Annotated in this window: 20 protein-coding genes and 1 riboswitch; of the genes, 17 read left to right on the top strand and 3 right to left on the bottom strand. The window is 59.9% G+C overall.

The features are described 5' to 3' along the window. Positions 1–4 precede the first annotated feature (4 nt). Positions 5–1,834 carry a TonB-dependent receptor domain-containing protein gene (locus CR155_RS18125; protein ID WP_102071440.1) on the bottom strand — a complete coding sequence of 610 codons (1,830 nt, stop codon included), beginning with the start codon at positions 1,832–1,834 and terminating at the stop codon, positions 5–7. Positions 1,835–1,956: 122 nt separating this feature from the next. Beyond that, a riboswitch (cobalamin riboswitch) is annotated at positions 1,957–2,125 on the bottom strand. Positions 2,126–2,194: 69 nt separating this feature from the next. On the opposite strand from CR155_RS18125, the gene cobT reads away from it, so the two are divergent. From cobT to CR155_RS18090, 7 genes are all read left to right on the top strand, one after another. Further along, positions 2,195–3,298, top strand: a complete 1,104-nt coding sequence (cobT, locus tag CR155_RS18120) for a nicotinate-nucleotide--dimethylbenzimidazole phosphoribosyltransferase (RefSeq protein ID WP_102071439.1) — start codon at positions 2,195–2,197, stop codon at positions 3,296–3,298. Then, on the top strand, positions 3,291–4,130 hold the full coding sequence (locus CR155_RS18115; protein WP_102071438.1) for an adenosylcobinamide-GDP ribazoletransferase: 840 nt from the start codon (positions 3,291–3,293) through the stop codon (positions 4,128–4,130). The genes cobT and CR155_RS18115 overlap by 8 nt, the downstream gene beginning before the upstream one ends. Positions 4,131–4,143: 13 nt before the next feature. Next, positions 4,144–4,779, top strand: coding sequence for a histidine phosphatase family protein (locus CR155_RS18110; protein ID WP_102071437.1), 636 nt, complete (start codon positions 4,144–4,146; stop codon positions 4,777–4,779). Between the two features lie 218 nt (positions 4,780–4,997). Then, on the top strand, positions 4,998–8,771 hold the full coding sequence (gene metH / locus CR155_RS18105; RefSeq protein ID WP_102071436.1) for a methionine synthase: 3,774 nt from the start codon (positions 4,998–5,000) through the stop codon (positions 8,769–8,771). Between the two features lie 23 nt (positions 8,772–8,794). Then, on the top strand, positions 8,795–9,658 hold the full coding sequence (locus CR155_RS18100; RefSeq protein ID WP_102071435.1) for a helix-turn-helix transcriptional regulator: 864 nt from the start codon (positions 8,795–8,797) through the stop codon (positions 9,656–9,658). A 125-nt stretch (positions 9,659–9,783) separates the two neighbouring features. After that, positions 9,784–9,993, top strand: coding sequence for a type II toxin-antitoxin system RelB family antitoxin (gene relB / locus CR155_RS18095; RefSeq protein ID WP_102071434.1), 210 nt, complete (start codon positions 9,784–9,786; stop codon positions 9,991–9,993). 49 nt (positions 9,994–10,042) lie between these two features. Then, positions 10,043–10,318, top strand: coding sequence for a type II toxin-antitoxin system RelE/ParE family toxin (locus tag CR155_RS18090; protein ID WP_102071433.1), 276 nt, complete (start codon positions 10,043–10,045; stop codon positions 10,316–10,318). An 88-nt stretch (positions 10,319–10,406) separates the two neighbouring features. Here the strand turns inward: CR155_RS18090 and CR155_RS18085 are convergent, their stop codons facing one another. Then, a complete protein-coding gene (locus CR155_RS18085; protein ID WP_439650459.1) occupies positions 10,407–11,867 on the bottom strand; it encodes a DHA2 family efflux MFS transporter permease subunit in 1,461 nt (486 codons plus the stop codon). A gap of 72 nt (positions 11,868–11,939) precedes the next feature. Between CR155_RS18085 and CR155_RS18080 the strand changes: the two genes are divergently transcribed. The 4 genes from CR155_RS18080 to CR155_RS18065 all read left to right on the top strand — a co-directional run bounded on the left by CR155_RS18080 (position 11,940) and on the right by CR155_RS18065 (position 14,241). Further along, entirely contained in the window at positions 11,940–12,128 is a 189-nt protein-coding gene (locus CR155_RS18080; RefSeq protein WP_102071432.1) for a DUF3460 family protein, read from the top strand. An 8-nt stretch (positions 12,129–12,136) separates the two neighbouring features. Beyond that, positions 12,137–13,015, top strand: coding sequence for a segregation and condensation protein A (locus CR155_RS18075; RefSeq protein ID WP_102071431.1), 879 nt, complete (start codon positions 12,137–12,139; stop codon positions 13,013–13,015). A gap of 36 nt (positions 13,016–13,051) precedes the next feature. Beyond that, positions 13,052–13,894, top strand: coding sequence for a pantoate--beta-alanine ligase (gene panC / locus CR155_RS18070; RefSeq protein WP_102071430.1), 843 nt, complete (start codon positions 13,052–13,054; stop codon positions 13,892–13,894). A 116-nt stretch (positions 13,895–14,010) separates the two neighbouring features. Continuing rightward, positions 14,011–14,241 (top strand): response regulator transcription factor, encoded by a 231-nt coding sequence (locus CR155_RS18065; RefSeq protein ID WP_102071429.1) that lies wholly within the window; start codon positions 14,011–14,013, stop codon positions 14,239–14,241. Positions 14,242–14,244: 3 nt separating this feature from the next. Here CR155_RS18065 and CR155_RS18060 read toward each other — a convergent pair whose 3' ends face one another. Continuing rightward, entirely contained in the window at positions 14,245–14,907 is a 663-nt protein-coding gene (locus CR155_RS18060; protein ID WP_102071428.1) for a copper resistance protein NlpE N-terminal domain-containing protein, read from the bottom strand. Between the two features lie 115 nt (positions 14,908–15,022). On the opposite strand from CR155_RS18060, the gene CR155_RS18055 reads away from it, so the two are divergent. From CR155_RS18055 to CR155_RS18030, 6 genes are all read left to right on the top strand, one after another. Beyond that, positions 15,023–15,805 (top strand): prepilin peptidase, encoded by a 783-nt coding sequence (locus CR155_RS18055; protein WP_102071427.1) that lies wholly within the window; start codon positions 15,023–15,025, stop codon positions 15,803–15,805. Positions 15,806–15,972: 167 nt separating this feature from the next. Further along, positions 15,973–16,611, top strand: a complete 639-nt coding sequence (coaE, locus tag CR155_RS18050; RefSeq protein ID WP_102071426.1) for a dephospho-CoA kinase — start codon at positions 15,973–15,975, stop codon at positions 16,609–16,611. Between the two features lie 21 nt (positions 16,612–16,632). Beyond that, positions 16,633–17,385 carry a cell division protein ZapD gene (gene zapD / locus CR155_RS18045; protein WP_102071425.1) on the top strand — a complete coding sequence of 251 codons (753 nt, stop codon included), beginning with the start codon at positions 16,633–16,635 and terminating at the stop codon, positions 17,383–17,385. A gap of 219 nt (positions 17,386–17,604) precedes the next feature. Then, a complete protein-coding gene (locus CR155_RS18040; protein WP_102071424.1) occupies positions 17,605–18,903 on the top strand; it encodes an MdtA/MuxA family multidrug efflux RND transporter periplasmic adaptor subunit in 1,299 nt (432 codons plus the stop codon). A gap of 9 nt (positions 18,904–18,912) precedes the next feature. Next, entirely contained in the window at positions 18,913–22,020 is a 3,108-nt protein-coding gene (locus CR155_RS18035; protein ID WP_102071423.1) for a multidrug efflux RND transporter permease subunit, read from the top strand. Beyond that, on the top strand, positions 22,017–25,139 hold the full coding sequence (locus tag CR155_RS18030; RefSeq protein WP_102071422.1) for an efflux RND transporter permease subunit: 3,123 nt from the start codon (positions 22,017–22,019) through the stop codon (positions 25,137–25,139). Before CR155_RS18035 ends, CR155_RS18030 begins: the two co-directional genes overlap by 4 nt. Position 25,140 lies beyond the last annotated feature (1 nt).

Below are 25,140 nucleotides of genomic sequence, written 5' to 3'. Positions count from 1 at the left end.
TTGACTACATCCTGAAAGAAACATTCACGAACACATTGGAGCCGGGCATGTTGTAGCCGTAAGCATTGGTGTAGTCCTTGCCCAGAATATTATTCCAGCGCACCTGGACGCCGACGGCCTTGCTGAAATCGTATCCCGCGGTCAGGCCGAGCAGGCCATATCCGCCCAGGCTGATCTGGTTGCCGGCATCGTCGTAGCGCTTTCCGGTGAACTGGTACTCGGCCCCCACTGTTACGGCGTCGAAGCGATGGTCCACGCTGGCGCGGTAAACCTGTCGGGCTCGCCAGCGCAATTGCTTGCCGCTGGCATCGTCGCGCGGATTCATGAAATCGGCACTGGCGCGCAAGGAGGTGTCGCCAAAATCATGTTCGCCGGTAAGGGTCACGCCCCGTATGGTCGCCGTATCGATGTTGTACGCTGCCCAGTTCCGGTTGGGGTCTAGCGTGATCAGGTCGCGTATCTTGTTCTGGTAGGCGACAAGGCCCAGCCGGGTAGTGTCCGTTACATAACGAAGATTGAATTCCAGATTCCGGGACTTCTCGGGCTGCAGGTCCGGATTGGGCGCGTAGGGGCTGTAAAGATCTGAAAATGTCGGCGCACGAAAGCCGGTATTGCCGGCCACACCTATGCTCCATCGCTCATTCAAATCGTAGTCATAGGCCAGTCCGCCTGTGGCCTGATTGCCGTAACCTGAAATATTGTCATTGCGTACGCTGGCCTGAAGATGATGGGCTGAGAAGTCGCCGCGGTAGACCAGGCCCGCCGAGTTCGTGTCGCGGCGATTGACCGAATAGCTGGATGACGAATGTGCCGGGCGCTCTTCGAGGCGCTCAAGAACGGTTGAAATCCGCTGGCTATCGGTCAGCTGGATATTGTTCTGCCAGGTATACGAACGCTGCAGGCTGCTGTAGTGTGAATCGTAGGCGCGGTTCTCCACGTACTCTTTGCTCAGGCCAAAGCGTAGAATGCTTTGCCAGTAGTCGGTGATATCGTCCGTGCTGGTCAGGGTATAGGCCTGCTGACGCGTAATGCCGTATGCCGGGCTTGTATACTCGCCCGCATCGTAGTCGCCATTCATATAGCCGTTATAGGCCGTGAGCCCGACATGGTGGCCTCGCTTCCAGGTGTAGCCCAAAGAGCCCGACAAGGAGTGCTGCCGGTAGCCGTCCCGATCCGGGTGATAACTGTAGATATTGTCCGGGTTGGTGGCGTTGAAGCCACTGCTGTCCGCCATGCTGCTGGACAGGGCATAGTCCCAGCCGTCCTGCGCGCCCGAAATGCCGGCGCTGGACTTGAAGGTATCGTAAGAGCCGTAGCCGACACTGCCCCAGGCGGCGAGCGGCCGATCGCCATCCGGTTTCTTCGTGATGATGTTCACCACGCCGCCGATGGCGTCGGATCCATACAGGCTGCTGGCCGCACCGCGCACGATTTCAATGCGCTCTATGGTATTCGGATCGATGGCGGCCCAGTTGGCGCCGCCCTGCGTGGAACTGTTGATCCGTATGCCGTCGACCAGCACCAGGCTCTGGTTAGGATTCGTTCCGCGCAGGAATACGCCAGTCGTGGTCTGAGGGCCGCCATTGCTGTAGAACTGGACGCCGGGCTGACGCGAGAGAATCTCGGCCACGCTGTCCTGTCCGGATTTTTGCAGCTGGTCCTTGCTGATTACGCTGACATCGCCCAGCACTTCTTTTTGCAGTTGCGCGCTGCGTGAGGCGGTGACGACGATTTGATCGAGTTTGGAAACGGGGCTGGCCGATTGAGCTGTGGCGGCGGCAGAGAGCGAGCAGCTGATTACGGCAAGCGCTTGCCGGTTTAAGATGAAAGGCATGAGAAACCCTGGAAAACGCGCGTCCCCGCACGTTGTAAGCGATAAGACATTTCTGCTTCCGCATAGCAGCCGAAGGTTGCGGCTGGCATAGAACGGAACTGGAAATGGACTAAGGGGTGATGAAGGCCGGTGTCGGGCTGGCATGCGAGGCATGCTTACCGTTGCGGGGGCAGCACAGTCTGGGCGCGTGGTTCTTGCTGAGGGCAAGCGCGCATCTGTTTCCCGTTTAACTTTCGCAGAGTGTGGGCGGTATAAGGCTACGGCCGCGTTTTTCTACTCCGAAAGCACCTTTGTCGTCGCGAAATATATCACAAGCCTCCTATAATGCCGTCCCGTAACCCTACTTGGGATGTGACCTTCATGGAAGTTCCGTTTTTGCCTTCAACCCGGGATGCCGCGCTATCGCAGGCCTTGATCGCCGCCATAGACAACAAGACGAAGCCGCGAGGCAGCCTGGGTATGCTGGAATCGCTGGCCCTTCAAGCGGGGCTGGTTCAAGGAACGACGAGCCCCCGGCTTCACGGGGCGTCGATGCTGGTATTCGCCGGCGACCATGGTGTAGTCGAAGAGGGCGTATCCGCCTATCCGCAAAGCGTGACTTGGCAGATGGTGGAGAACTTCCTGGCGGGCGGCGCGGCCATCAATGTGTTCGCGCGCCAGAGCGGCATGGCCCTGCACATCATTGATGCTGGGGTCAATCACGACTTCGGCAAACGGGATGGCCTCATTTCGCGCAAGGTGGGACCCGGTACCCGCAATTTTGCGCAGCAGCCGGCGATGACGGCTGGCGAATGTGAGACGGCGCTGCGCCACGGCATGGCACTGGTCGCAGATCTTGGTGCGAATGCGAATGTATTGGGCTTTGGCGAGATGGGCATCGGCAATACGACGGCGGCGGCAGCCATCATCCACAAACTTGCCGACACGCCTATTGCCGATTGCATTGGAGCGGGCACGGGCCTGTCGGCGGATGCGATACTGCACAAGGGACGCGTGATAGAAATGGCCGTGGCGCATCACTCGCATGCGACCGCGCCGCTGGACGTGCTTGCCACGTTCGGCGGATTCGAGATTGCAATGATGGTCGGCGCCATGTTGAAGGCGGCCGAGCGGCGAATGATGTTGTTGATCGACGGTTTCATCGTGACATCCGCCTTGCTCGTGGCGGCGCGGCTGCAGCCTTCCATCCTCGATTACTGCGTGTTCTGCCACTGCTCCAACGAGCATGGACATCGCCACGTCCTGAAAAAGCTGCACGCCACGCCCATCCTGCAACTGGATCTGCGCCTGGGCGAAGGCACCGGCTGCGCACTGGCTTTGCCTATCCTGCAAGCTGCTGTGAACTTTCTCTCCCAGATGGCCACCTTTGACTCGGCCCAGGTCTGCACAAAGTCGGAGTCATCAGTCCAGGCGAATGCCATCCTGCCCGCCAGTCGCGGGCAACAGGATTCACACCATGGCTGACCCAGCAGGCCCAGGGTCCGCTACGCTGGCTCAAGCCGCCGTACACCAGTCGCGCCTCTTCTTCATCGCGCTGCAGTTTTTCACTCGCATACCCACACCCGGCTGGGTGGGGTATCAGCCTGCCTGGCTGCAGCACGCATCGCGCTATTACCCTCTGGTCGGCCTCGTCGTGGCGGTGGTCACTGGTTTGGTTTACTTCTTATCGGCCCTGATTCTGCCGCCCGCCATTGCGGTGCTGATGTCGACCATAGCCGGCATTTACCTTACCGGCGCCTTTCACGAAGATGGATTTGCGGACGTCTGCGACGGCTTTGGCGGTGGCTATACCCGGGAACGCGTCCTGGAAATCATGAAAGACTCACGCGTGGGCGCCTACGGTGCAATAGGCATAGGACTGCTCCTGCTTCTGAAATGCACCACGCTCGCACACCTGCCGCCCCATGCCGTCATTGCGGCCTTGTTCGTTGCCCACCCCTCGTCGCGCCTGCTTTCCGCGTTGCTGATCTGGCGCATGGAGTATGCCAGGGACGAAGGCAAGGCCAAGCCCCTGGCCCAGACCATGTCGACCCCGGAAATCAGCATAGCCGCCCTGACCACGCTTCTGCCACTGGCCGCAATAGTCCTGGGCGGCTGGATTCCCTGGGCCGCCATCCTGGGTGGCATTGCCGCCGGCGTCCTGGCCACGGCATGGCTGGCCCGCTACTTCCAGCGCCGCATCGGCGGCTTCACCGGCGACTGCCTGGGCGCCGTCCAGCAGCTATCCGAAGTTGCCATCTACCTCGGCATCCTTGCCTATCTTTACAGTAACAACCTATACAGCACTCCACACTGACACATTGCTAGCCATGCGTCTCTACCTGATCCGACATCCTGCGCCGCTTCTGCCGCCCTCCGTCTGTTACGGGGCCACCGACATCGCCGTGGCCCCTCAGGAGCTTGCGCGCGTCCTCGCCCTCCAAACAGACCCTTCTTCCCGGAGCCCCGCCCAGAATCTTGCGGGATCGCGTCAAGCCGCGCAGAAGCCGTTCCTGATCAGCCCCCAAACACACTTGCCGCGAGGCCTTCCTCTTTACTCCAGTCCCCTGCAGCGGTGCCGGTGCCTGGCCGAACCCCTCGCCATCGCGCTCGACGCCACGACACTCACCTTCGACGAAAGACTGGTCGAAATGAACTTCGGAACGTGGGAACAAAAAAGCTGGGACCTGATCCCCCGCATCGAAATCGACGCCTGGACCGCCGATCTCGTCACATACCGCCCCGGCGCCGGCGAAACCGTCCTGGAAATGGCCCATCGCGTCCAGTCCTTTCACACCCAGATGCGCGCTGCGCAGCAAGACGCCATTATCATTTGCCACGCCGGCACCATCCGCCTGCTCCTGGCCTGCCAGCTCCACATCCAACCCCAAGCCATCGCCCATCACGCTGCTTCCACCACCATGAAACTGGCCTACGGCGAGCTGGTCGTCGTGGACTTTGTTTGAGACGCAGCACCGATATCGCCGCTACCCTCTAACGTAACGCCGGGGTGCCGGCATACGGCACTCCGGCGCCAAAAAACCCGGAACGATACAATAGACCTAAACCATCCCCAACCCAGTACTAAACAAACCGCTCCTTGCATAACGCATCCAAAGCACTATGCAAAGCCCGCAGGGCATGCCCACTTGTATGCCTGTCCTGCACACTGCCAGGTGACCCAGTGCCCTATCCGTCCTTGCCTTACCCCATCTCCTCCTACACTCATGGCGCCGAATTCCCGCGCCAGCTCGCCCAGCGTATCCTGATCCTCGACGGTGCCATGGGCACCATGATCCAGCAATACAAGCTCAGCGAGACCGACTTCCGGGGCCAACGCTTCGCGGATCACGGTAAGGACGTCAAAGGCAATAACGAACTGCTCTCCATCGTGCGCCCCGACATCATTGGCGATATTCATCGCCAATACCTCGAAGCCGGCGCCGACGTCATCGAAACCAATACCTTTGGCGCCACCTCCATTGCCCAGGGCGACTACGGCTTGCCCGAAATCGCCTACGAGCTGAACGTCGTTTCAGCCAGGCTGGCACGCGAAGCCTGTGATGCCTTCAGCACCCCCGACCGCCCGCGTTTCGTCGCGGGAGCCCTGGGCCCGCAGCCCAAAACCGCGTCCATCTCTCCGGACGTCAACGACCCGGCGGCCCGCAACGTCACCTTCGAACAGTTGCGCGCGGCTTACAGCGAACAGCTCAATGGCTTGCTCGATGGCGGCATAGACATCGTCCTGATCGAAACCATCTTCGATACCTTGAATGCCAAGGCGGCCATCTTTGCTGTCGAAAGCGTGTTCGAAGAACGTGGCGTGCGCTTGCCTGTCATGATTTCCGGTACGGTCACCGATGCGTCCGGACGCATCCTGTCGGGCCAGACGGTCGAAGCGTTCTGGAATTCCGTGCGGCATGCCCGACCTGTAACGATAGGGCTGAACTGCGCACTGGGCGCCGCGTTGATGCGTCCCTATGTCGCCGAACTGTCCAAGCTGTGCGACACCTATCTGTGCGTGTATCCCAATGCGGGCCTGCCCAACCCCATGGCCGACACCGGCTTCGACGAAGCGCCCGCCGATACCTCGGCGCTGCTGGAAGAATTCGCCCTGTCCGGTCTGGTCAATATGGCCGGCGGATGTTGCGGGACCACGCCCGAGCATATCAAGGCCATTGCGGAAAAAGTGGCCGGCCTGCCCGTGCGGCAACCGCCCGTGGTGCCCGTCAAGACACGATTGTCGGGACTGGAGGCCTTGAATATCGATCGCGATTCGCTGTTCGTCAACGTCGGCGAACGCACCAACGTGACGGGCAGCAAGATGTTCCTGCGCCTGATACGCGAGGAGAAATACGATGAAGCCTTGACCGTTGCCCGCCAGCAGGTCGAGAACGGCGCGCAGATCATAGACATCAATATGGACGAGGCCATGCTGGACTCGGCCGCCTGCATGCATCGCTTCCTGAACATGGTGGCGTCCGAGCCTGATATTGCACGGGTCCCCATCATGATCGACAGCTCGAAATGGGACGTCATCGAAACAGGGCTGCGTTGCGTGCAAGGCAAGGCGGTGGTCAATTCCATATCCATGAAAGAAGGCGAGGGTCCTTTCCTCGAGCATGCACGCCTGTGCCGCAAGTACGGCGCCGCGGCTGTGGTCATGGCATTCGACGAAGAGGGTCAGGCCGACAACCTCGAAAAGCGCAAGGCCATATGCCGGCGCGCCTACGACTTGCTCGTCAATGAGGTCGGCTTTCCACCCGAAGATATCATTTTCGATCCTAACGTATTTGCCATTGCCACTGGTATCGACGAACACAACCATTATGCGGTCGACTTTATCGAGGCGACGCGCTGGATCACGGACAATCTGCCGCATGCACGCGTGTCCGGCGGCATCTCCAATGTCAGCTTTTCCTTCCGTGGCAACGAAGCCATGCGCGAGGCCATTCATGCGGTCTTCCTGTACTACGCGATCCAGGAAGGGCTCACCATGGGCATCGTCAATGCGGGTCAGCTTGGGGTGTACAGCGACCTGGACAACACGCTGCGCGACATGGTCGAAGACGTGGTGCTGGATCGCCCCGTGCCCCTGGGCAAGACTGAACCCGCCGATGAGCGCAGCCCGACCGAGCGGCTGGTCGAGCTGGCGGAAACGGTAAAGGGATCCGGCGCGAAGAAGGAGGAAGACCTGACATGGCGCGAACAATCGGTCGAGGCCCGGCTGTCGCATGCGCTCGTTCATGGCATTACGACATTCATCGTCGAAGACACCGAGGAGGTGCGCCAGAAAATCGCCGATGCGGGCGGACGTCCGATCCAGGTGATCGAAGGACCGTTGATGGACGGCATGAACATCGTTGGCGATTTGTTCGGCGCGGGAAAAATGTTTCTTCCCCAGGTCGTGAAATCGGCACGTGTCATGAAACTGTCGGTCGCTCATTTGGTGCCCTTCATCGAGGAAGAGAAACGGCAGATCGAAGCGGCAGGCGGCGACGTGCGCGCCAAGGGCAAGATCGTGATTGCCACCGTCAAGGGCGACGTACACGATATCGGCAAGAATATCGTGACCGTGGTTTTGCAGTGCAATAACTTCGAAGTAGTGAATATGGGCGTCATGGTGCCTTGCACCCAGATACTGGCCAAGGCCAAGGAAGAGAAGGCCGACATGGTCGGGCTCTCCGGCCTGATTACGCCCAGCCTGGAAGAGATGGCCTATGTGGCGTCGGAAATGCAGCGCGACGATTACTTTCGCAGCCGAAAAATGCCTCTGCTCGTGGGTGGGGCTACGACCAGCCGTGTGCACACGGCGGTGAAGATAGCACCCAACTACGAGGGGCCGGTCATCTATGTGCCGGATGCAAGTCGTTCGGTGGGCGTGGCCACGCACTTGATGTCCGACGGCGCCGACACCTGGTTGGCGAATCTTGCGGAAGAATACGAAACGGTGCGCACGCGCCATGCCAATCGCAAGGCAACCCCCCTGGTGAGCCTGGCCGAGGCACGGGCCGGACGCCCGGCCATAGATTGGTCCAGCTACACACCACCGCGGCCAAAATTCATCGGGCGCCGCACATTCAAGAACTACGATCTCTCCGAGATTCTTAAATTCCTGGACTGGACGCCGTTTTTCCAGACCTGGAGCCTCTTCGGCCAGTATCCCGCCATTCTGCAGGACAAGGTCGTGGGCGAGCAGGCACGCAAGCTCTTCGAGGAAGGGCAGGCCATGATGAAGAAGGTGGTGGACGGGCGCTGGCTGACGGCCAATGGCGTCATCGCCTTCTATCCGGCCAATACGGTCAATGATGAAGACATCGAGATCTATCGCGACGAGACACGCTCGGAAGTCCTGTTCACATGGCGCAATGTGCGCCAGCAGCAGGAAAAGCGCGAAGGCGTCGATTACAAATGCCTGGCTGACTACATTGCACCCAAATCCAGCGGCGTGGCCGATTACATCGGGATGTTCGCGGTGACCGGCGGCCTGGGTATTGAAAAGCACGACAAGCGCTTCCTGGACGATAACGACGATTATTCCAGCATCATGCTCAAGGCGATCGCCGACCGCCTTGCCGAAGGATTTGCCGAAACCCTGCATGCCCGGGTACGTCGCGACCTGTGGGGATATGTACCCCACGAAGATCTGCCCGATGCGGAGATCATTGCCGAGAAATACCAGGGTATACGCCCGGCGCCCGGCTACCCGGCATGCCCCGAGCATGTGGTCAAGAAAGAAATGTTCCGGGTGATGGAATGCGAGGATATCGACATGCAATTGACCGACAGTTATGCCATGTATCCGGCTTCCAGCGTATCGGGCTTTTATTTCAGCCATCCCATGTCGCAGTATTTCAATGTTGGCAACATAGGCGATGACCAGGTCAAGGACTATGTGCAACGCAGCGGACGCGATGAAGACGATGTGCGCCGCAGCCTGGCAAGCCTGTTGAGATAGGCCTGGCGTAACGGAGGTAGTCCATGCAGGCCAAGGGCGCGCCGCCGTCGGCGGACCAGGTCAACTCGGCGCGGCGCAAAGCGCTGGGTGACTTTCTGCGCAGCGCTCGCGCTCGCGTACAGCCCGAAACCATGGGGCTGCCCGCCGGCGTGCGGCGCCGTACGCCCGGGCTGCGCCGTGAAGAAGTGGCACAGCTCTGCAGTATCAGCGTCACCTGGTACACATGGATAGAGCAAGGCCGAGATGTCTCCGTGTCGCCCAGCGTGTGGGCCCGGCTGGCCTCGGTATTGGCACTGTCGCGCGCCGAGCGCCATTATCTGTTCGAACTTGCGGAGTGTACCGACCCCGAGCATGGCCGCGAGCATGCGCATCCCCTGCCCGAGGGGCTCGCCGATTGCGTGCACAGCATCATTGCACCTGCCTACATCCTCGATCGGTGCTGGAATGTGCTGGCTCGCAATGAAGCCTTATTGCATCTTTTCGATGGCTGGCCCGATCGCGACGCAAGGCCCAATCTGTTGCGGTATATCTTTCTGGATCCTGCGGCCCGCCAGCTGGTGGTGGACTGGGACCAGCGGGCCAGCCGAGTCGTGGCTGAGTTCAGGGCCGATGCGGCCGCACACGCCGACGAGCCCGACGTGCGCGCTTTGCTGGATGAATTGCTGCAGTCCAGTCCCGTGTTCGCACACTGGTGGACGCGGCATGCGGTCGTGGACCGCGAAGGCGGCCTTCGCGAGTTCCAGCATCCCGTATCGGGCGCTTTGAGCTACCAGCAGATCACTTTCCGCCTGGCAACGCGGCCGGACTGCAAGCTTGTGATGCTGCTGGATAATGGGACGATTGGGTCGTCTTCCGATTCAAGTCGAGACCGAACCTCCAGAATTTAGGGGGTGATTGTTGTTTTTGTCATGGGTAAATGCTTGCAATAACGCAAACCCGCGAAAAACAGGAAACTGCCCCGGTTGTGCTCAATTGTTTTAAACTAGAGGAACAGTCAACAAGGAGCTTTTCCATGAGCGTTGCCCTCTCTCCCATTGTCTCGGAATTCGAGACCGAAGAACAAGCGGCCAGCTATGACCGCTGGCTTCGTGCGAAAGTGCAAGCTAGCTTGGCAGACACCAGCCCGCGCATCCCCCACGATGAAGTGATGGCTCACATGGACGCCATTATCGAAGAAGCGGAAAAACGCCACCAAGCCAAGAATAAAACACGCGCACTATAAAGGTCGTGACGGCTAAATAAGCCTGTGTCTCACGCGCGACCTAATAACCATGCTGACTATTACCTGGCTTTCCACTGCTAAACGTGATTTAGCGGAAATTATCACCTACATTGCCGAACGCAGCCCCCAAGCGGCTCGTAATATCAGACGGCACATTGAAAGCGCCCTGCTGCCGGTTGCAGAACACCCCTACTTGTATAAGCCTGGTCGTATATCCGGCACACGCGAAATCGTCGCACACCCAAACTACATCATTGTGTACAAAGTGACGTACTCGGCCATCGAAGTTATGAACGTCGTGCACGCCCGCCAGGAATACCCTTAAGCTGCGACTGATGCCGCCACGCAATTGGGTGGCGGTTTGGCCGCAATGACTGCTGCCGCCTGCAGCACCAGGCGTAGAGCATTTCCACTCAAACTCGGCCAACCGATTTGGTCTTGTGCAAGTTATTGCCTGCCGTGGCCGGCAGGCGCGAGAACGAAATGGCGGACGCGGCGGTGATCAGGCCGATAACGATGAAACCCCACACAATATCGGCCAGCGCCAATTCCGATGCGCCGCGCCATTGCATGCTGAGATTCATGGTGACGGCGGCGCAGGCCACGCCCAGGCTGATGCCCAATTGCTGCGCCATGGCGGCAAAGCTGCTCGCGCGGGCCATGTCCGCCGAGCCAAGGTCGGCATAAGTCAGCGTATTGACCGCCGTGAATTGCAGCGAGCGGAAAAAGCCGCCGATGACCAGAATGGCAATCATGATCCACAACGGCGTATCGGCGCGGAACAGTCCGCATAGCATGATGAAGGCAGCGGTCAGGACGGCGTTGGTGACAAGCACGCGCTTGAATCCATAGCGCCTGATGATCGGCGTGGCGACGAACTTCATGACCATAGCCCCGGCCGCGCTGGTGAAGGTGATCATGCCGGCCGAAAACGGCGTCAAGCCAAAGCCTACTTGCAGCAGAATGGCAAGCAGGAAGGGGCTGGCGCCGACGGCAAAGCGGCACAGATTCCCGCCCAGTGTGGCGATGGCAAAAGTGGGAACCCGTAACAGGGACAAGTCGATGATGGGGTGTTCGATGCGCCGGGCGTGCCAGATATAGAGTGCGCCGCACGTCAGCCCCACCGCCACCATGATCAAGAGCTGCGGCAGCGACAAGGACTGATGGCCGACGGCCTCGAAGCTGGACACCAGCGTGGCCAGGCTGACACCGCTAAGGATGAAGCCGACCCAATCGAGCCGGGGCGCGGTCACCGGGAAGTCATCGCGTATGTAGTAGATCACCAACCCGATGCCCAGCACACCCACCGGGATATTGATCAGGAATATCCAGTGCCATGACGCATAGGTGACCAGGAACCCGCCCAGGGGCGGCCCTATCAGGGGACCCAGCAAGGCCGGAAGCGACAGGAAGGCCATGGCCTTGAGCAATTCGGTCTTAGGTATCTTGCGCAGCAAAATGACGCGTCCGACGGGGACCATCATGGCGCCTGCCAAGCCCTGCACCACGCGTGCCACAACAAGCTGGGCAATGCTTTGGGAGGCGGCGCAGGCTATGGAACTGAGAGTGAAGAGCAGGATGGCCGCGATAAAAACCCGTCTTGCCCCGTAGCGATCAGCGGCCCAGCCGCTGATCGGGACAAATACCGCTACGGCGAGCAGATAGCTGGTGATGGCGACGTTCATGTGCACGACGGAGGTGTCCAGCGAAAGCGCCATGGCCGGCAGCGCGGTGGCCACGACGGTGGCGTCCAGCATCTGCATGAACAGTGCGCAGCCCACGATAAACGGTATCATGCGGATTGCGCTGCGTTCGCGCGGGGAGATCGGTTCTACGGAAAGTTCGGGTGTCGGGTAGGCGGTCTCAGTGGGCATTAGGCACTCAGTTCAGCTCGAGTGAAGTAAACTTGGGTTTCGTCGGTTAACCATATTTGGTCTTTACGCATTATGGCAAAGAATTTCGAGTCAGAAATTACTCAGTTTCTGAAAAAGTACAAGGCAGAGCATCCTGATACCGAGGCGCGTCAGCGCGAAGGGCGTGGACGTCTTTGGGACAAGCAAATTGATCCGGAACTCCAAGATGGGTATCGCGCCGGGCGTGTACCGCAAAAGCCATACGTGTACCAGACGAACTAAGCGGGCTCATGCCGTTGTCCGGGGCAGGAGGCGTGGGAATGGATGCGTTGGTCACGCCGGCCATTGATAGCACCCCCGACGTGGTCGATAGTGTGGCCTTGGCTCGCCTGTATGGCGAACCACTGTTCGCCATGCCCCACGATTTGTATATTCCCCCGGATGCCCTTGAAGTATTCCTGGAAACATTCCAGGGCCCACTGGATTTGCTGCTTTACCTGATACGCAAGCAGAATTTCAATGTGCTTGACATCCCCATGGCCGAGGTCACCAAGCAGTATCTTTCTTACGTGGAACAGATCCGCAAGCATAACCTCGAGCTCGCCGGCGAATATCTGCTTATGGCGGCGCTGCTCATCGAAATCAAGTCGCGCATGTTGCTGCCGGTCAAAAAATCGGACAGCGGCGAAGAGGTCGACGACCCGCGCGCCGAGCTGGTCAGGCGTTTGCTTGAATACGAACAAATGAAGCTGGCGGCACGCAAGCTGGATGCCTTGCCGCAACTGGGCAGAGACTTCCAGCGTTCGCATGCATTCTTGGACTTGCAGGTGGAACGCATCTTGCCCGAGGTCAGCCCCGACGACCTGCGCAATGCCTGGCTCGACATCATGCGCCGCGCCAAGCTCAATCAACATCACCGCATCACCCGCGAACAATTATCCGTGCGCGACCACATGAGCCAGATCCTGCGTCGCTTGAGCGACGTTCGATTCATGGAATTCACCGAGCTTTTCAGCGAGCGGGTGGTGGACGGCGACTCAGTGCCCATCCTGGTGGTACATTTTCTGGCCATGCTCGAACTGGCACGTGAATCGTTGCTGGACATCACCCAGGCCGAACCCTACGCGCCCATTTACTTGCGCCTGTCCTATATACGCGCCGCCGCCTGATATGGCGGGCACATTCTATTCCGCACGGAGATTTTTTTGAAAGTCGTTCACACCATCGAAGAACTGCGCGACCAATTGCGCGGGCAGTTGCGGGTTGCATTTGTGCCTACCATGGGCAACTTGCATCAGGGTCATCTTTCACTGATGAAGCTCGCTCGCCAGCATGGCGATCCGGTGGTTGCCAGCATATTCGTCAATCGCCTGCAATTCGGTCCGAATGAGGATTTCGATCAATACCCGCGCACCCTGGCGGCCGATATTGAAAAGCTCGAACGCGAGCGCGACGTCTATGTGCTGTTTGCGCCAAACGAGCGGGAAATGTACCCCGAACCACAAAGCTTCCAGATACAACCGTCGGCCGACCTGGGCGGGATATTGGAAGGCGAATTTCGTCCCGGGTTTTTTACGGGCGTCAGCACTGTGGTGCTCAAGCTGTTTTCCTGTGTCCAGCCCAGTGTTGCCGTATTCGGCAAGAAAGATTACCAGCAGCTGATGGTGGTGCGCCGCATGTGCCGCCAGTTCCAGCTGCCAGTAAACATCCTGGCACACGAAACCGTGCGCGACACTGACGGTCTGGCGCTGTCTTCGCGCAATATGTACTTGCAGCCTGAACATCGTGCCGAAGCGCCCCAGTTGTATGCCGCCTTGCAGGGCGTCAAAAAGCGCGTGGAGGAAGGTCATGCCGATCTGGATGCGCTGGAGCGCCATGCCATCGACCATCTGCGCGATCGCGGCTGGCAGGTCGACTACGTTTCGCTGCGACGCCAGCGCGATCTGCTGGCGCCCACCGCAGGCGAGATCAATGCCCGCGAGCCACTGGTTGTTCTAGCGGCCGCCAAACTGGGCAGCACTCGCCTCATCGACAACCTGGAGATTTGATAGGCCGGCACTCCCATGCCTTCCACGGCCGTCTACCGGCGCTCTGTAAGAATTGACAGGAGACCCCGTCTATTGGCCATGACAGAATAGTACATAGCCAATAGACGGAGATAAGCATGCTACAAGGACGCAATCATGGCGGTTCGCCTATCTCGCGGTTAACACCGCGCGAGCGTGACGTCATGGACTACGTGGTATCGGGCAAACCCAACAAGATCATCGCTGCCGAACTGGGTGTATCGCAGCGCACCATCGAAGCTCATCGGGCCCGAATTTTTCAGAAAATGCAGGTCAGGAATGCAGTCGAATTAACCCGCTGCATTATGTCGCAGGGTGTTCCGTTCTAGGGTTTATTGACACTGCAGCGGTGTCTGGCTGGAAATTTCGTCGATGGGGTCGATGTCTTGCTGGCGTGTCAGGTGGTGGTCAAGCGTGGGCTTTATATCGTCGATTGTATTGATGCGCAGCACGTTGTCGTTGACAAAGGTCAGGTTGGCCTTGGTGGCTTCATTGGGTAACTGCAGCACGATGCGCAACGGCTGCGTGGCCACGACATTCCAGCAGCCCTGCTGAACAATGTTGTTCTTGGGCTCGGGATGATCAAGCAATACGGTGCGGGCGCGCCACTGCCCCTCGGGAGCCAGTGTTAGCGTTACCCGTGTGGCCGAGCAGCCAGGGCCTGCGTTGAGCAGGCAAGGTACGGTGCCCAGGAAGGTTTTGGCTTCGGCTACGGCACGCGCTTTTACCGCCGTGCCTTCCGCCGCTTGTTGCTGCGATTTCCGCCTGTTGGCTTTTTGTTCTTCATTCCCGAAACCCAGCTGTATCTGCGATGGTGCCCTGGCAACGTCGCGACCCTGCGCGTGAATTTGTGCATCGGTTGCGGTGTTGTCATGCGGAGTGTCGTAATAGCCCGATGGTTTTTGCTGGGCACAGCCAGCAAGAACCAGGGCCAATACGGCGGCGCCCAAGGGATTGCAAAACGAACGTCGAGTGAGCTGGGCAGGGAAGGGCATGGCAATTATCCGTCAACAGGGGGCAATGAGCATTCTACGCATTTATTGTCCTGGCGGTAAGTCGCCTTTTGTAGAAACCCCGGCAACGCCGGTATATTACGTGTGAGCATGGTTTATGCACGTGACTCTTTACGCGGTGTCGGCTCAGTTGACGGCGGCCGCCTTGGGTGCATTGACCGGTGCCTATTGCGCCCGGGCGGCAGATGCCTATGTTGCCATGCTCTCTGCCGGGGGCGAGCCCGATCCGGCCACCCTGCGCAGGGCGCTGGCGAACGCTCTGCGGCGCTTTCCGGGCCAGGGAATTGTCCCGCATCCTCGCCGTCCAATCGCAAAGCAAGAGATCGTGGCCGGTTGCATGCTGCTCATGGCTGTTTGTTTTGCCGTCCTGAACCAGACGCATGGCTACTCGTTGTTTTTTTTCTGTCTGGCCGTTGTCACCGCCACGCTGCTGATGCTGGCCTTGATCGACGCCCATACGCGGCTGCTACCCGATGCGCTGACGCTTCCATTGATGTGGGCTGGCTTGGCGCTAGCCTGGAGTAGCTACGGCGTCGGACTGCACAATGCCGTAGCCGGCGCCATGCTGGGTTACGGTTTCCTGTGGTTGCTGTTTTCGGCCTTCAAGTGTCTTAGCGGGCATGATGGCATGGGCTACGGAGACTTCAAGCTGTTGGCTGCTCTGGGTGCATGGCTGGGCTGGCGTCCGCTGGCCATGGTTCTGTTGGCGTCGAGCCTTGCCGCTATTCTGTTCGCCATGCTGCGCCAGCGTTCCCTGACCCCCGAGGGGGCCTATCCATTCGGACCGTTCCTGGCAGCCAGCGGAACGGCTTCACTGCTGTTCGAATCGGGACAGACGGGGACATTCCTGACCGGACCTTTCCTGACCGGATTATTCTGACAGCCCCTGCCACGTACCGGTATAACCATACAGACACCGACCGGGTTCATGCCGACCCGGGCGCGGCACGTGCAGACCGCGTCCATGCAGACCGCATCCATGCAGACTGCATCCATCCACACCGGACGTAGGTTACATTGGTATTTTCGGAGTAAAGGTATTCGATCATGTTGAAGATAGGACTGACCGGAGGCATAGGCTCGGGCAAAAGCCGTGTTGCGGACTTCTTTGCTTCATGGGGCGCCGCCATCGTGGATACCGATGTCATCGCCCACGAACTTACTGCGCCAGGCGGTGCGGCGATCGAGCCCATCCGTCAGCATTTTGGCCCCGATGTCATTGCTCCCACCGGCGCGCTGGACCGTGAGGCGATGCGCGAGCTCGTGTTCGCGAGCCCGCAGGCTCGCAGTCAGCTCGAAGCGATCATACATCCGCTGATAGGATCCGTTACAAAACGAAGGGCCGAATCGGCACAAGGATGTTATCTTGTTTTTGTCGTGCCGTTGCTGGTGGAATCGGGTCGGTGGCGCGACCAGGTCGATCGCATCTGTGTAGTCGACTGCGATCCGGCAACGCAGGTCGCCCGTGTGAAGGCCCGCAGCGGGCTGACGACAGAGGCTATTGGGCGTATTATGTCCGCTCAAGCGTCGCGCGAGGCCCGCCTGGCCGTGGCTGACGATGTGGTGTTGAACGACGGGCAGACCAAGGTCGAGGACCTCGAACGTCGCGCTTGGGAGCTGCACCTGCGCTGGTGCGCCCTGGCCCAACAAGCATCCGGTAAATTTTCAACCACCAGCCCCACTTAAATTGAAAAGGTTCTTGGTCGCGTGATTCTTTATGAATATCCCTGCAATGAACGGGTTCGGTCCCTGTTAAGGGTCGAGCATTTGTTCGACAGGCTATTTTTTTTCGCCAAAGGCATCGACGCGCATTATCATCACATTGCGGTGGCGACGCTATTCGACCTGCTCGATATCTGCGATCGAACCGACCTGCGCGGTGCCATCCTCCAAGACCTCGAACGTCAGCGCACAGCGCTCGGTGCGCTGAGGCAGCATCCCGGCGTGGACGTGCAATTGCTCGATGCCATGCTTGCCGAGATCCAGTCGGCAGCCGCCAACCTCGGCGCGCAAGGCAGGGTGGGGCAGGAACTACGTGACAACGAATGGCTCGCCAGCCTGCGGGGGCGCGTGTCGGTACCCGGGGGATCTTCCCAGGTCGACATGCCTTCCTATTTTTCCTGGCAAATCAAGCCGCCCGAGGCGCGTTCCGAAAACCTGCGTCAATGGATCATGACCTTCATGCCTTTGTATAAGGGCCTTGCGCTCATTCTGCGGTTGCTGCGGGATTCCGGCGACGTGGTCGATGCGGTGGCGCGTCAGGGCGCCTACCAGGACATGCTGGGCGGCAAGGTCTTCCAGCTCTTGAGGGTATGGGTGGACGCCGGTCTGGACGTCTTCCCCGAAATGAGCGCGAATAAATATGTGATCTGGGTTCGATTCGCCAGGCAGGACAGCGACCTCAAGCCCCAACCCATCACCGACGATGTACCTTTCAAATTGGCCCGCTGTAACCTTTAGGTCCGGTGCCGCAGCACTGTCGTTTCTCCCTGGCTAACCGCGCCCGCGCTGCCTCACGACTCCTTCCCATCGCGCGTATACGGCAAATGACTTCGCCTGATGCAAACAGGCCTGGCATAAATTGTTGTTGCGTTGCATTACAAATCCAGGATTTCGACGCCCGTCAGCGCTCCGATCGGTGAAAATGGCGGCTGTTTCGTGTTAACCGGAGAACTGTGCATGTCGGAATCAAGCTCCGAACCGTATCGACCCAGGCGCGGTCGATGGCCCTGGCTAATTGTGTTGGTGCTAGCGATCGCTGGCGGCTATTGGTTTTTCGTCAAGAGTCCATCAGCTCCGGGCCAGCAAGCTGGAATATCGGCTGGACGTGGAATGCCTCCCGCCATGGCGGTTCCCGTCAGGCTGGCCACGGTGGAAACCGGTCCCATCGACTATACGCTCAAGGCGATAGGCACGGTGACGGCATTCAATACCGTTACCGTGCGCAGTCGTGTCGATGGCGAGCTGCAGAAAATAGCCTTTACCGACGGCCAAAAGGTACGGGAAGGCGATCTACTGGCGCAGATCGATCCGCGCAGCTATCAGGTCGAACTGGACCAGGCATTGGGTCAGCAAAAACAGAATGAGGCCCAGTTGCAGAATGCGCAGCGCGACTTGCAGCGCTACCAATTGCTGTTCAAGCAGAATTCCATTGCCAAGCAGCAAGTGGACGCTCAGGCCGCACTGGTTCAGCAGTACCTGGGGTCGCGCAAGAGCGATCAGGCTGCCGTCGACAGTGCAACGTTGCAGTTGAGTTTCACGCGCATCATTGCGCCGATTTCAGGACGGCTGGGTTTGCGCAAGCTCGACCAGGGCAACATGATCAACGCTTCCAACACCGACGGTCTCGTGGTCATCACGCAAACGCAGCCTATTTCGGTCATGTTCACCTTGCCGCAGGCCCAATTGCCCGATGTCCTGGAGAAGATCCGTGGTGGCCAGACGCTGGCGGTCGAGTTGTACGACCGGGACGACGTACGCAAGATCGCCACGGGTGACTTGATGGCTCTGGACAACCAGATTGATGTCGCCACAGGTACCGTAAAGCTCAAGGCGCGCTTTGCCAATGAAAATGAATCCCTGTTTCCGAATCAATTTGTCAATGTGCGCCTGCGAGTCGGCACTGCCGAATCATTGGTTGTGCCCACCATGGCCGTGCAGCAGGGCTCCATCGGTGCCTTCGTCTATTTGGTCGACGATGAAAGCAAGGTACACGTGCAGCCCATAGTCATCGGCCGGGTCGATGAAAAACGGGTGGCGGTGGCATCCGGCCTTTCGGCCGGCCAGCGCGTGGTGGTTGAAGGGCTGGATCGGTTGCGCGAGGGTGCCAAGGTCGAGGTCGTGAGCGCCACAGCGGCGGCACCTGGGGGCCCTGACGCCAGCGCGGGACTCAAGGCGCGCGCACCCCAGACCGGAGCGCCGGCCGCCGGTGCGCCGGCCGCCGGAGCGCCGGCCGCCAGCCCACCCAGCGCACATTAAGGACGGGTCGTGAATCTTTCGCGCCTTTTTATCTTGCGGCCGGTTGCCACCACGCTCGCCATGGTGGCGCTGCTTATATCCGGCATCCTGGCCTATAGGCTGCTTCCGGTGTCGGCCTTGCCGCAGGTCGACTATCCCACCATCCAGGTAACCACGCTGTACCCGGGTGCCAGTCCCGATGTCATGACAGCGCTGGTGACGTCACCGCTTGAGCGCCAATTCGGGCAGATGCCGGGCATGACGCAGATGACGTCGTCGAGTTCAGGCGGGTCGTCGGTGATCACCCTGCAGTTCGATCTGGGCCTGGCCCTGGACGTCGCCGAGCAGGAAGTGCAGGCGGCGATCAACGCCGCGTCCAACCTGCTGCCCAACGACTTGCCTGCACCGCCGATCTACAACAAGGTCAACCCTGCCGATACGCCCGTGATCAGTCTGGCTGTCACGTCTCCGACCCTGCCCTTGTACGAAGTGCGCGATCTGATCGACATAAGGGTGGCCCAGAAGCTGTCGCAGATTTCCGGCGTAGGGCTGGTCAGCATCGCGGGCGGGCAACGTCCGGCAGTGCGCATTCAGGCCAATCCGCGGGCGCTGGCGGCGCATAACCTCACCCTGGCCAGTCTGCGCACCGCCATCACCGGCGCCAATGTGAACCAGCCCAAGGGCAACCTCGACGGGCCGGAGCGTTCCACCACCATCAATGCCAACGATCAACTCAAGACTATTGCCGACTACGAGCAGTTGATCGTGGCCTACGAGAATGGCGCGCCATTGCGCTTGCGCGACGTGGCCGAGGCCAGGCAGGATGCCGAGAATACGCGCCAGGCGGCCTGGATAGGCAAGACTCCGGCAATCTTGCTGAATATCCAGCGGCAGCCCGGCGCCAACGTCATCGAGGTTGTGGATGAGGTGCTGGCCTTGCTGCCGTCGCTGAAAACGGCCTTGCCCGCGGGTGTGGACGTGGTCGTGGCCACCGACCGCACCCAGACCATACGCGACTCGATCGACCACGTGCAGATCGAAATGCTGCTGGCCATTGCGCTGGTGGTGCTGGTTACCTTCGTGTTCCTGCGCAGCTGGACGGCGACCTTCATTCCCAGCGTGGTGGTGCCGTTGTCGCTGGTTGGAACCTTCGGCATCATGTACCTGGCAGGCTTCAGCGTGAACAACCTGACGCTGATGGCGCTGACGGTGGCCACCGGCTTTGTCGTGGACGACGCCATCGTCATGATCGAGAACATCGCAAGGCATATCGAGAAGGGCGAAAGTGCCATGAAGGCCGCCCTGAAGGGCGCCTCGCAAATCGGCTTCACGCTGGTGTCGCTGACTTTATCCCTGATTGCGGTCCTCATTCCGCTGCTATTCATGAGCGACCTGATTGGCCGCCTGTTTCGCGAGTTTGCCATTACGCTGGCCGTCGCCATACTGCTGTCGCTCGCGATCTCGCTGACGCTGACGCCCATGATGTGCGCACGCTTGCTCAAGCCGGAATCGGAAATGAAGTATGGGCGTTTCCAGCGCTGGTCAGGCGCCGCCATGGACCGGCTGGTCGGATCTTATGACCGCGGTCTGATCTGGGTGTTGGCCCATCAGCGGGCGACCTTATGGGTCGCCCTGGGCACGCTGGTGTTTACCGGACTGCTTTATGTGGTAGTGCCCAAGGGGTTTTTTCCCCAGCAGGACACCGGCCTGATCCAGGCCATCAGCCAGGGGCCGCAGACCGTGTCGTTCAGTTCCATGGCGCAGCGCCAGCAATTGGCCGTTGACCGCATACTGAAGGACCCCGATGTGGCGGCGGTGTCGTCATTCATCGGTATAGATGGCACCAACGCCACCTTGAATACCGGGCGCCTGCAGATCGCGCTCAAGCCCTTGGCAGAGCGCAGCGATAGTGCACCGACGATCATTCGGCGCCTGGGAGAAGACCTGGAGTCACTCTCCGGTATTCAGGTGTTCATGCAACCCGTGCAAGACCTTACGGTGGATGACCGCATCAGTCGTACGCAATACCAGATGAGCTTGTCCGAGCCGGATCACGCCGTGCTTCTTGAATGGACGCCGCGCCTGGTGGATGCCTTGCAGGCGCTGCCCGAACTGGTCGATGTCGTGGACGACTTGCAAGGCGATGGACTGCAAACGATATTGAGCATAGACCGTGACGCGGCGGCCCGTCTGGGCGTAAGCAATGCGGCGATCGACGATGCCTTGTACGATGCTTTTGGCCAGCGCCTGATTTCCACCATTTTTACGCAGTCTACCCAGTACCGTGTGGTGCTGGAGGTGGCATCGCAGTTTCGCCAGAATCCACAGGCGCTGGCACAGATCTACGTGCCCACGGCCTCCGGCACACCGGTGCCGATCAGCAGCCTGGCACAGATCAGCCAGCGCGATGCGCTGTTGTCCATCGAGCGGCTGGGGCAATTCCCGGCCACGACCATTTCGTTCAACCTGGCACCCGGCGTTGCGCTGTCGGACGCGGTAGAGGCCATAGCCGTGGCGCAGCAAGCGCTCGGGATGCCCGCATCCGTCGAGCTGAAATACCAGGGCGCCGCCAAGGCCTTCCAGTCGTCATTGTCATCGACCTTGTGGCTGCTACTTGCCGCGGTGGCAACGATGTACATCGTGCTGGGCATACTGTATGAAAGCTATATACATCCCATCACCATTCTTTCCACATTGCCGTCGGCGGCGGTCGGCGCGCTGCTGGCCTTGTTGATTACCGGTTCGGACCTGGACATGATCGGAATTATTGGCATCATTCTGTTGATCGGCATCGTGAAGAAGAACGCCATCATGATGATCGACTTCGCGCTGGATGCCGAGCGCCAGCGTGGGTTGAGTCCCCGGGCCGCCATACACGAAGCGGCCCTGCTGCGATTCCGTCCCATCCTCATGACCACGCTGGCGGCGCTGTTCAGCGCGATTCCATTGATGCTGGCCACTGGCTCCGGTTCCGAGCTGCGTCAGCCGCTGGGCCTGGTCATGGTGGGTGGTCTGTTGTGCAGCCAGGTGCTCACCTTGTTCACAACGCCGGTCATCTACTTGATGTTCGATAACATCGCGCGGCGATTCAAGGCCTACCGCCGGGTCGGACCCCGCCGCGTGGAGACCTCTCCATGAGGTGGTTCACCCTGTTCATCATGCGCCCGGTGGCCACGACCTTGCTGTGCGTGGCCCTGGTGCTGACGGGTGGGCTGGCCTATTTCTATCTGCCTGTGGCGCCGCTGCCGCAAATGGATTTCCCCATGATTTCCGTGTCGGCCAGCATGGCAGGCGCCAGTCCCGAAACCATGGCATCCAGCGTAGCGACGCCGCTCGAGCAGTCCCTGGGCGCCATAGCGGGCGTCTCGGAGATGAGCTCGCGCAGCTCCGAGGGGTCGACACGCATTTTCCTGATGTTCGATATGGACCGGGATATCAATGGCGCGGCACGTGATGTACAGGCGGCCATCAATGCGGCCCGGGGCATGCTGCCCTCCAGCCTGCGCAACAATCCGACGTATCACAAGGTCAATCCGGCGTCAGCGCCGGTCATGGTGCTGGCGCTGAGGTCCAACACGTCGACGCAGGGGCGCTTGTATGACCTGGCGTCCACGGTGCTGGGCCAGAAAGTTTCCCAAGTGCCGGGCGTGGGCGAGGTCGAAGTCGGCGGCAGCTCGCTGCCCGCGATACGCGTAAGCCTCAATCCGCAAGCCCTGAACAGCGCCGGCGTGTCGCTGGACGAGGTGCGTACGGCGCTATTCAACGCCAATACCATGCGGCCCAACGGCGGGGTGGAGAATGACGCCTATCATTGGCAAGTCAGTTCGGGGGGGCAGTTGACCAAGGCGGCGCAATACCGGCCGCTGATCGTGGCCTGGCGCGACGGGTCGCCGATACGGGTCCAGGACATTGCCAAGGTCGAGGACTCTGTCGAGAATCTGTTCAACACCGGTTTTTTCAACAAGCAGCGCGCCGTGCTGCTGGTCATCAGGCGCCAGGCTGACGCCAATATCATCGAGACAGTCGATGCCATCCGCAACCAGTTGCCCGCGTTCGAGGCCATGTTGCCAGCCGACGTGACACTGACGGTCGCGCAGGACCGGACCCCCAGTATTCGCGCCTCCCTGCACGAGGCGGAGCTCACCTTGATCATTGCCGTCATTCTGGTCGTGCTGGTGGTGTTGCTGTTCCTTCGAAATTGGCGCGCGGCGCTCATTCCGGCCATCGCCGTACCCGCATCCTTGATCACCACGTTCAGCCTCATGCTGTGGTTCGGCTACACCTTGAACACGATCTCCTTGATGGCCCTGATCGTTGCCACGGGATTCGTGGTCGACGATGCCATCGTGGTGCTCGAGAACATCATGCGCCATATCGAGCGCGGCGTGCCACCCTTGCGCGCGGCTATCCGCGGCGTGCGGGAAGTCGGCTTTACCGTTCTCGCCATGAGCCTGTCACTGGTGGCCGTGTTCATCCCCATGCTGCTGATGAGCGGCTTGCCAGGACGGCTGTTCCGGGAGTTTGCCGTTACGCTGTCCGTATCCATTCTGGTCTCATTGGTGCTGTCGGTTACGCTGACTCCCATGATGTGCGCCTACATGCTGCGGTCCCGGAGCGAGCACAAGCCTCGTTCCGCCGGCATGCTGACGCGGACATTCCAGGCCATGGGTCATCGGTTCTGGAGCGGGTATAAGCGTTCGCTGGCGTGGTCTCTTGCGCATGGACGCATTATGTTGCTGTTGCTGCTGGCCACGATAGGGCTTAACTTCTACCTGTACGCGGCGGTGCCCAAAGGTTTCTTCCCGCAACAGGACACGGGTCAACTGTTGGGTTTTTTCCGGGTTGACCAGGGCACTTCATTCAATGCCATGCTTCCCAAGCTGGACCGGTTCAGGCAGACGCTGCTTCAGGATCCCGCAATTCAAAGCGTAAGCGGCTATGCGGGGGGGCGCGGTGGCAGCAACTCCAGCTTCATGCAGATCCAGCTCAAGCCGCTGTCCGAGCGCGATGTCAGCGCCAATGACGTCGTCAATCGCTTACGCGGCAAGTTCCAGGGTGTGCCGGGGGCGCGCCTGACGCTGGTGCCCCAGCAGGATATCTTCGTGGGCGGGCGCCAGAGCAGCGCCGGGTCTTATGACTACACGATGATGGGCAGCGACCTGACCTTGCTCAAGACCTGGCTGCCCCGCGTGCAGCGCGCCATGGCATCGCTGCCGGAGCTGGTCGATGTCGACACCGATGTGGAGGACAAGGGCAGGCGCGTGGAGCTTGTCATCGATCGCGATGCGGCGACGCGGTTGGGGGTGGACATGGCGCTGATTGCCTCGACGCTGAACAATTCATTCAGTCAGCGACAGGTGTCGGTCATCTATGGGCCCTTGAATCAATATCACGTCGTCATGGGTGTGGAGGAACAGTACGCGCAGGATGCCGAGTCGCTGAAACGCGTGGAGGTGGTGACGAAAGAAGGCAACCGCGTCCCGCTGTCGGCATTCACCCGTTTCGAGGTGGGCAACGCGCCCCTCAGCGTGAACCATGAAGGCTTATTCGCGGCGGAGTCGGTGTCGTTCAGCCTGGCGCCGGGCGTGTCGCTGGAAGCGGCAACCCAAGCCATCGATACTGCCGTGGCTCGCATAGGCTTGCCGACCCAGCAAATACAGGCGGGCTTCCAGGGCACGGCCCAGGCCATGCAGGAGTCCATGGGTCAGATGCCCTGGCTGATTCTTGCCGCATTGCTGACCATGTACGTCGTGCTGGGCATACTGTATGAAAGCTATGTGCATCCCATCACGATCCTGTCGACGCTGCCCTCGGCAGGAATCGGGGCGTTGCTGGCCTTGATCCTGCTGGGCGAGGAGTTCACCCTGATCGCCCTGATCGGGGTATTCCTGTTGATCGGTATCGTGAAAAAGAATGCCATCATGATGGTCGATTTTGCCCTGATGGCCGAACGGCACGATGGGCTGTCCTCGCGCGAGGCCATTTATCAGGCTTGCCTGGTACGTTTCCGCCCCATCATGATGACGACCATATCGGCCCTGTTCGGTGCCTTGCCGCTGATACTGGCTTCAGGAGCTGGCGTGGAAATGCGCCGGCCCTTGGGCCTCACGATCGTAGGCGGGCTGATCCTAAGCCAGATTCTGACGCTCTATACCACGCCGGTGGTTTATCTGTACCTGGATCGCTTCCGCCTCTGGGCCAACCGTAAGCGCAGGCCGCCTGCCTTGTACGAGACAAAAGGTACCTTGAGTCCATGAC

Source organism: Pollutimonas nitritireducens (assembly GCF_002849615.1).
GTDB lineage: Bacteria > Pseudomonadota > Gammaproteobacteria > Burkholderiales > Burkholderiaceae_B > Pollutimonas > Pollutimonas nitritireducens.
This window is presented reverse-complemented; position numbering and strand designations above follow the sequence as displayed.

Excerpts from the sequence above, each read along its gene's own strand:
- CR155_RS18125 (WP_102071440.1), bottom strand. The coding sequence starts at position 1,834 with ATGCCTTTCATCTTAAACCGGCAAGCGCTTGCCGTAATCAGCTGCTCG.
- cobT (WP_102071439.1), top strand. The coding sequence starts at position 2,195 with ATGGAAGTTCCGTTTTTGCCTTCAACCCGGGATGCCGCGCTATCGCAG.
- CR155_RS18115 (WP_102071438.1), top strand. The coding sequence starts at position 3,291 with ATGGCTGACCCAGCAGGCCCAGGGTCCGCTACGCTGGCTCAAGCCGCC.
- CR155_RS18110 (WP_102071437.1), top strand. The coding sequence starts at position 4,144 with ATGCGTCTCTACCTGATCCGACATCCTGCGCCGCTTCTGCCGCCCTCC.
- CR155_RS18100 (WP_102071435.1), top strand. The coding sequence starts at position 8,795 with ATGCAGGCCAAGGGCGCGCCGCCGTCGGCGGACCAGGTCAACTCGGCG.
- relB (WP_102071434.1), top strand. The coding sequence starts at position 9,784 with ATGAGCGTTGCCCTCTCTCCCATTGTCTCGGAATTCGAGACCGAAGAA.
- CR155_RS18090 (WP_102071433.1), top strand. The coding sequence starts at position 10,043 with ATGCTGACTATTACCTGGCTTTCCACTGCTAAACGTGATTTAGCGGAA.
- CR155_RS18085 (WP_439650459.1), bottom strand. The coding sequence starts at position 11,867 with ATGCCCACTGAGACCGCCTACCCGACACCCGAACTTTCCGTAGAACCG.
- CR155_RS18080 (WP_102071432.1), top strand. The coding sequence starts at position 11,940 with ATGGCAAAGAATTTCGAGTCAGAAATTACTCAGTTTCTGAAAAAGTAC.
- CR155_RS18075 (WP_102071431.1), top strand. The coding sequence starts at position 12,137 with ATGCCGTTGTCCGGGGCAGGAGGCGTGGGAATGGATGCGTTGGTCACG.
- CR155_RS18065 (WP_102071429.1), top strand. The coding sequence starts at position 14,011 with ATGCTACAAGGACGCAATCATGGCGGTTCGCCTATCTCGCGGTTAACA.
- CR155_RS18060 (WP_102071428.1), bottom strand. The coding sequence starts at position 14,907 with ATGCCCTTCCCTGCCCAGCTCACTCGACGTTCGTTTTGCAATCCCTTG.
- CR155_RS18055 (WP_102071427.1), top strand. The coding sequence starts at position 15,023 with ATGCACGTGACTCTTTACGCGGTGTCGGCTCAGTTGACGGCGGCCGCC.
- coaE (WP_102071426.1), top strand. The coding sequence starts at position 15,973 with ATGTTGAAGATAGGACTGACCGGAGGCATAGGCTCGGGCAAAAGCCGT.
- CR155_RS18040 (WP_102071424.1), top strand. The coding sequence starts at position 17,605 with ATGTCGGAATCAAGCTCCGAACCGTATCGACCCAGGCGCGGTCGATGG.
- CR155_RS18030 (WP_102071422.1), top strand. The coding sequence starts at position 22,017 with ATGAGGTGGTTCACCCTGTTCATCATGCGCCCGGTGGCCACGACCTTG.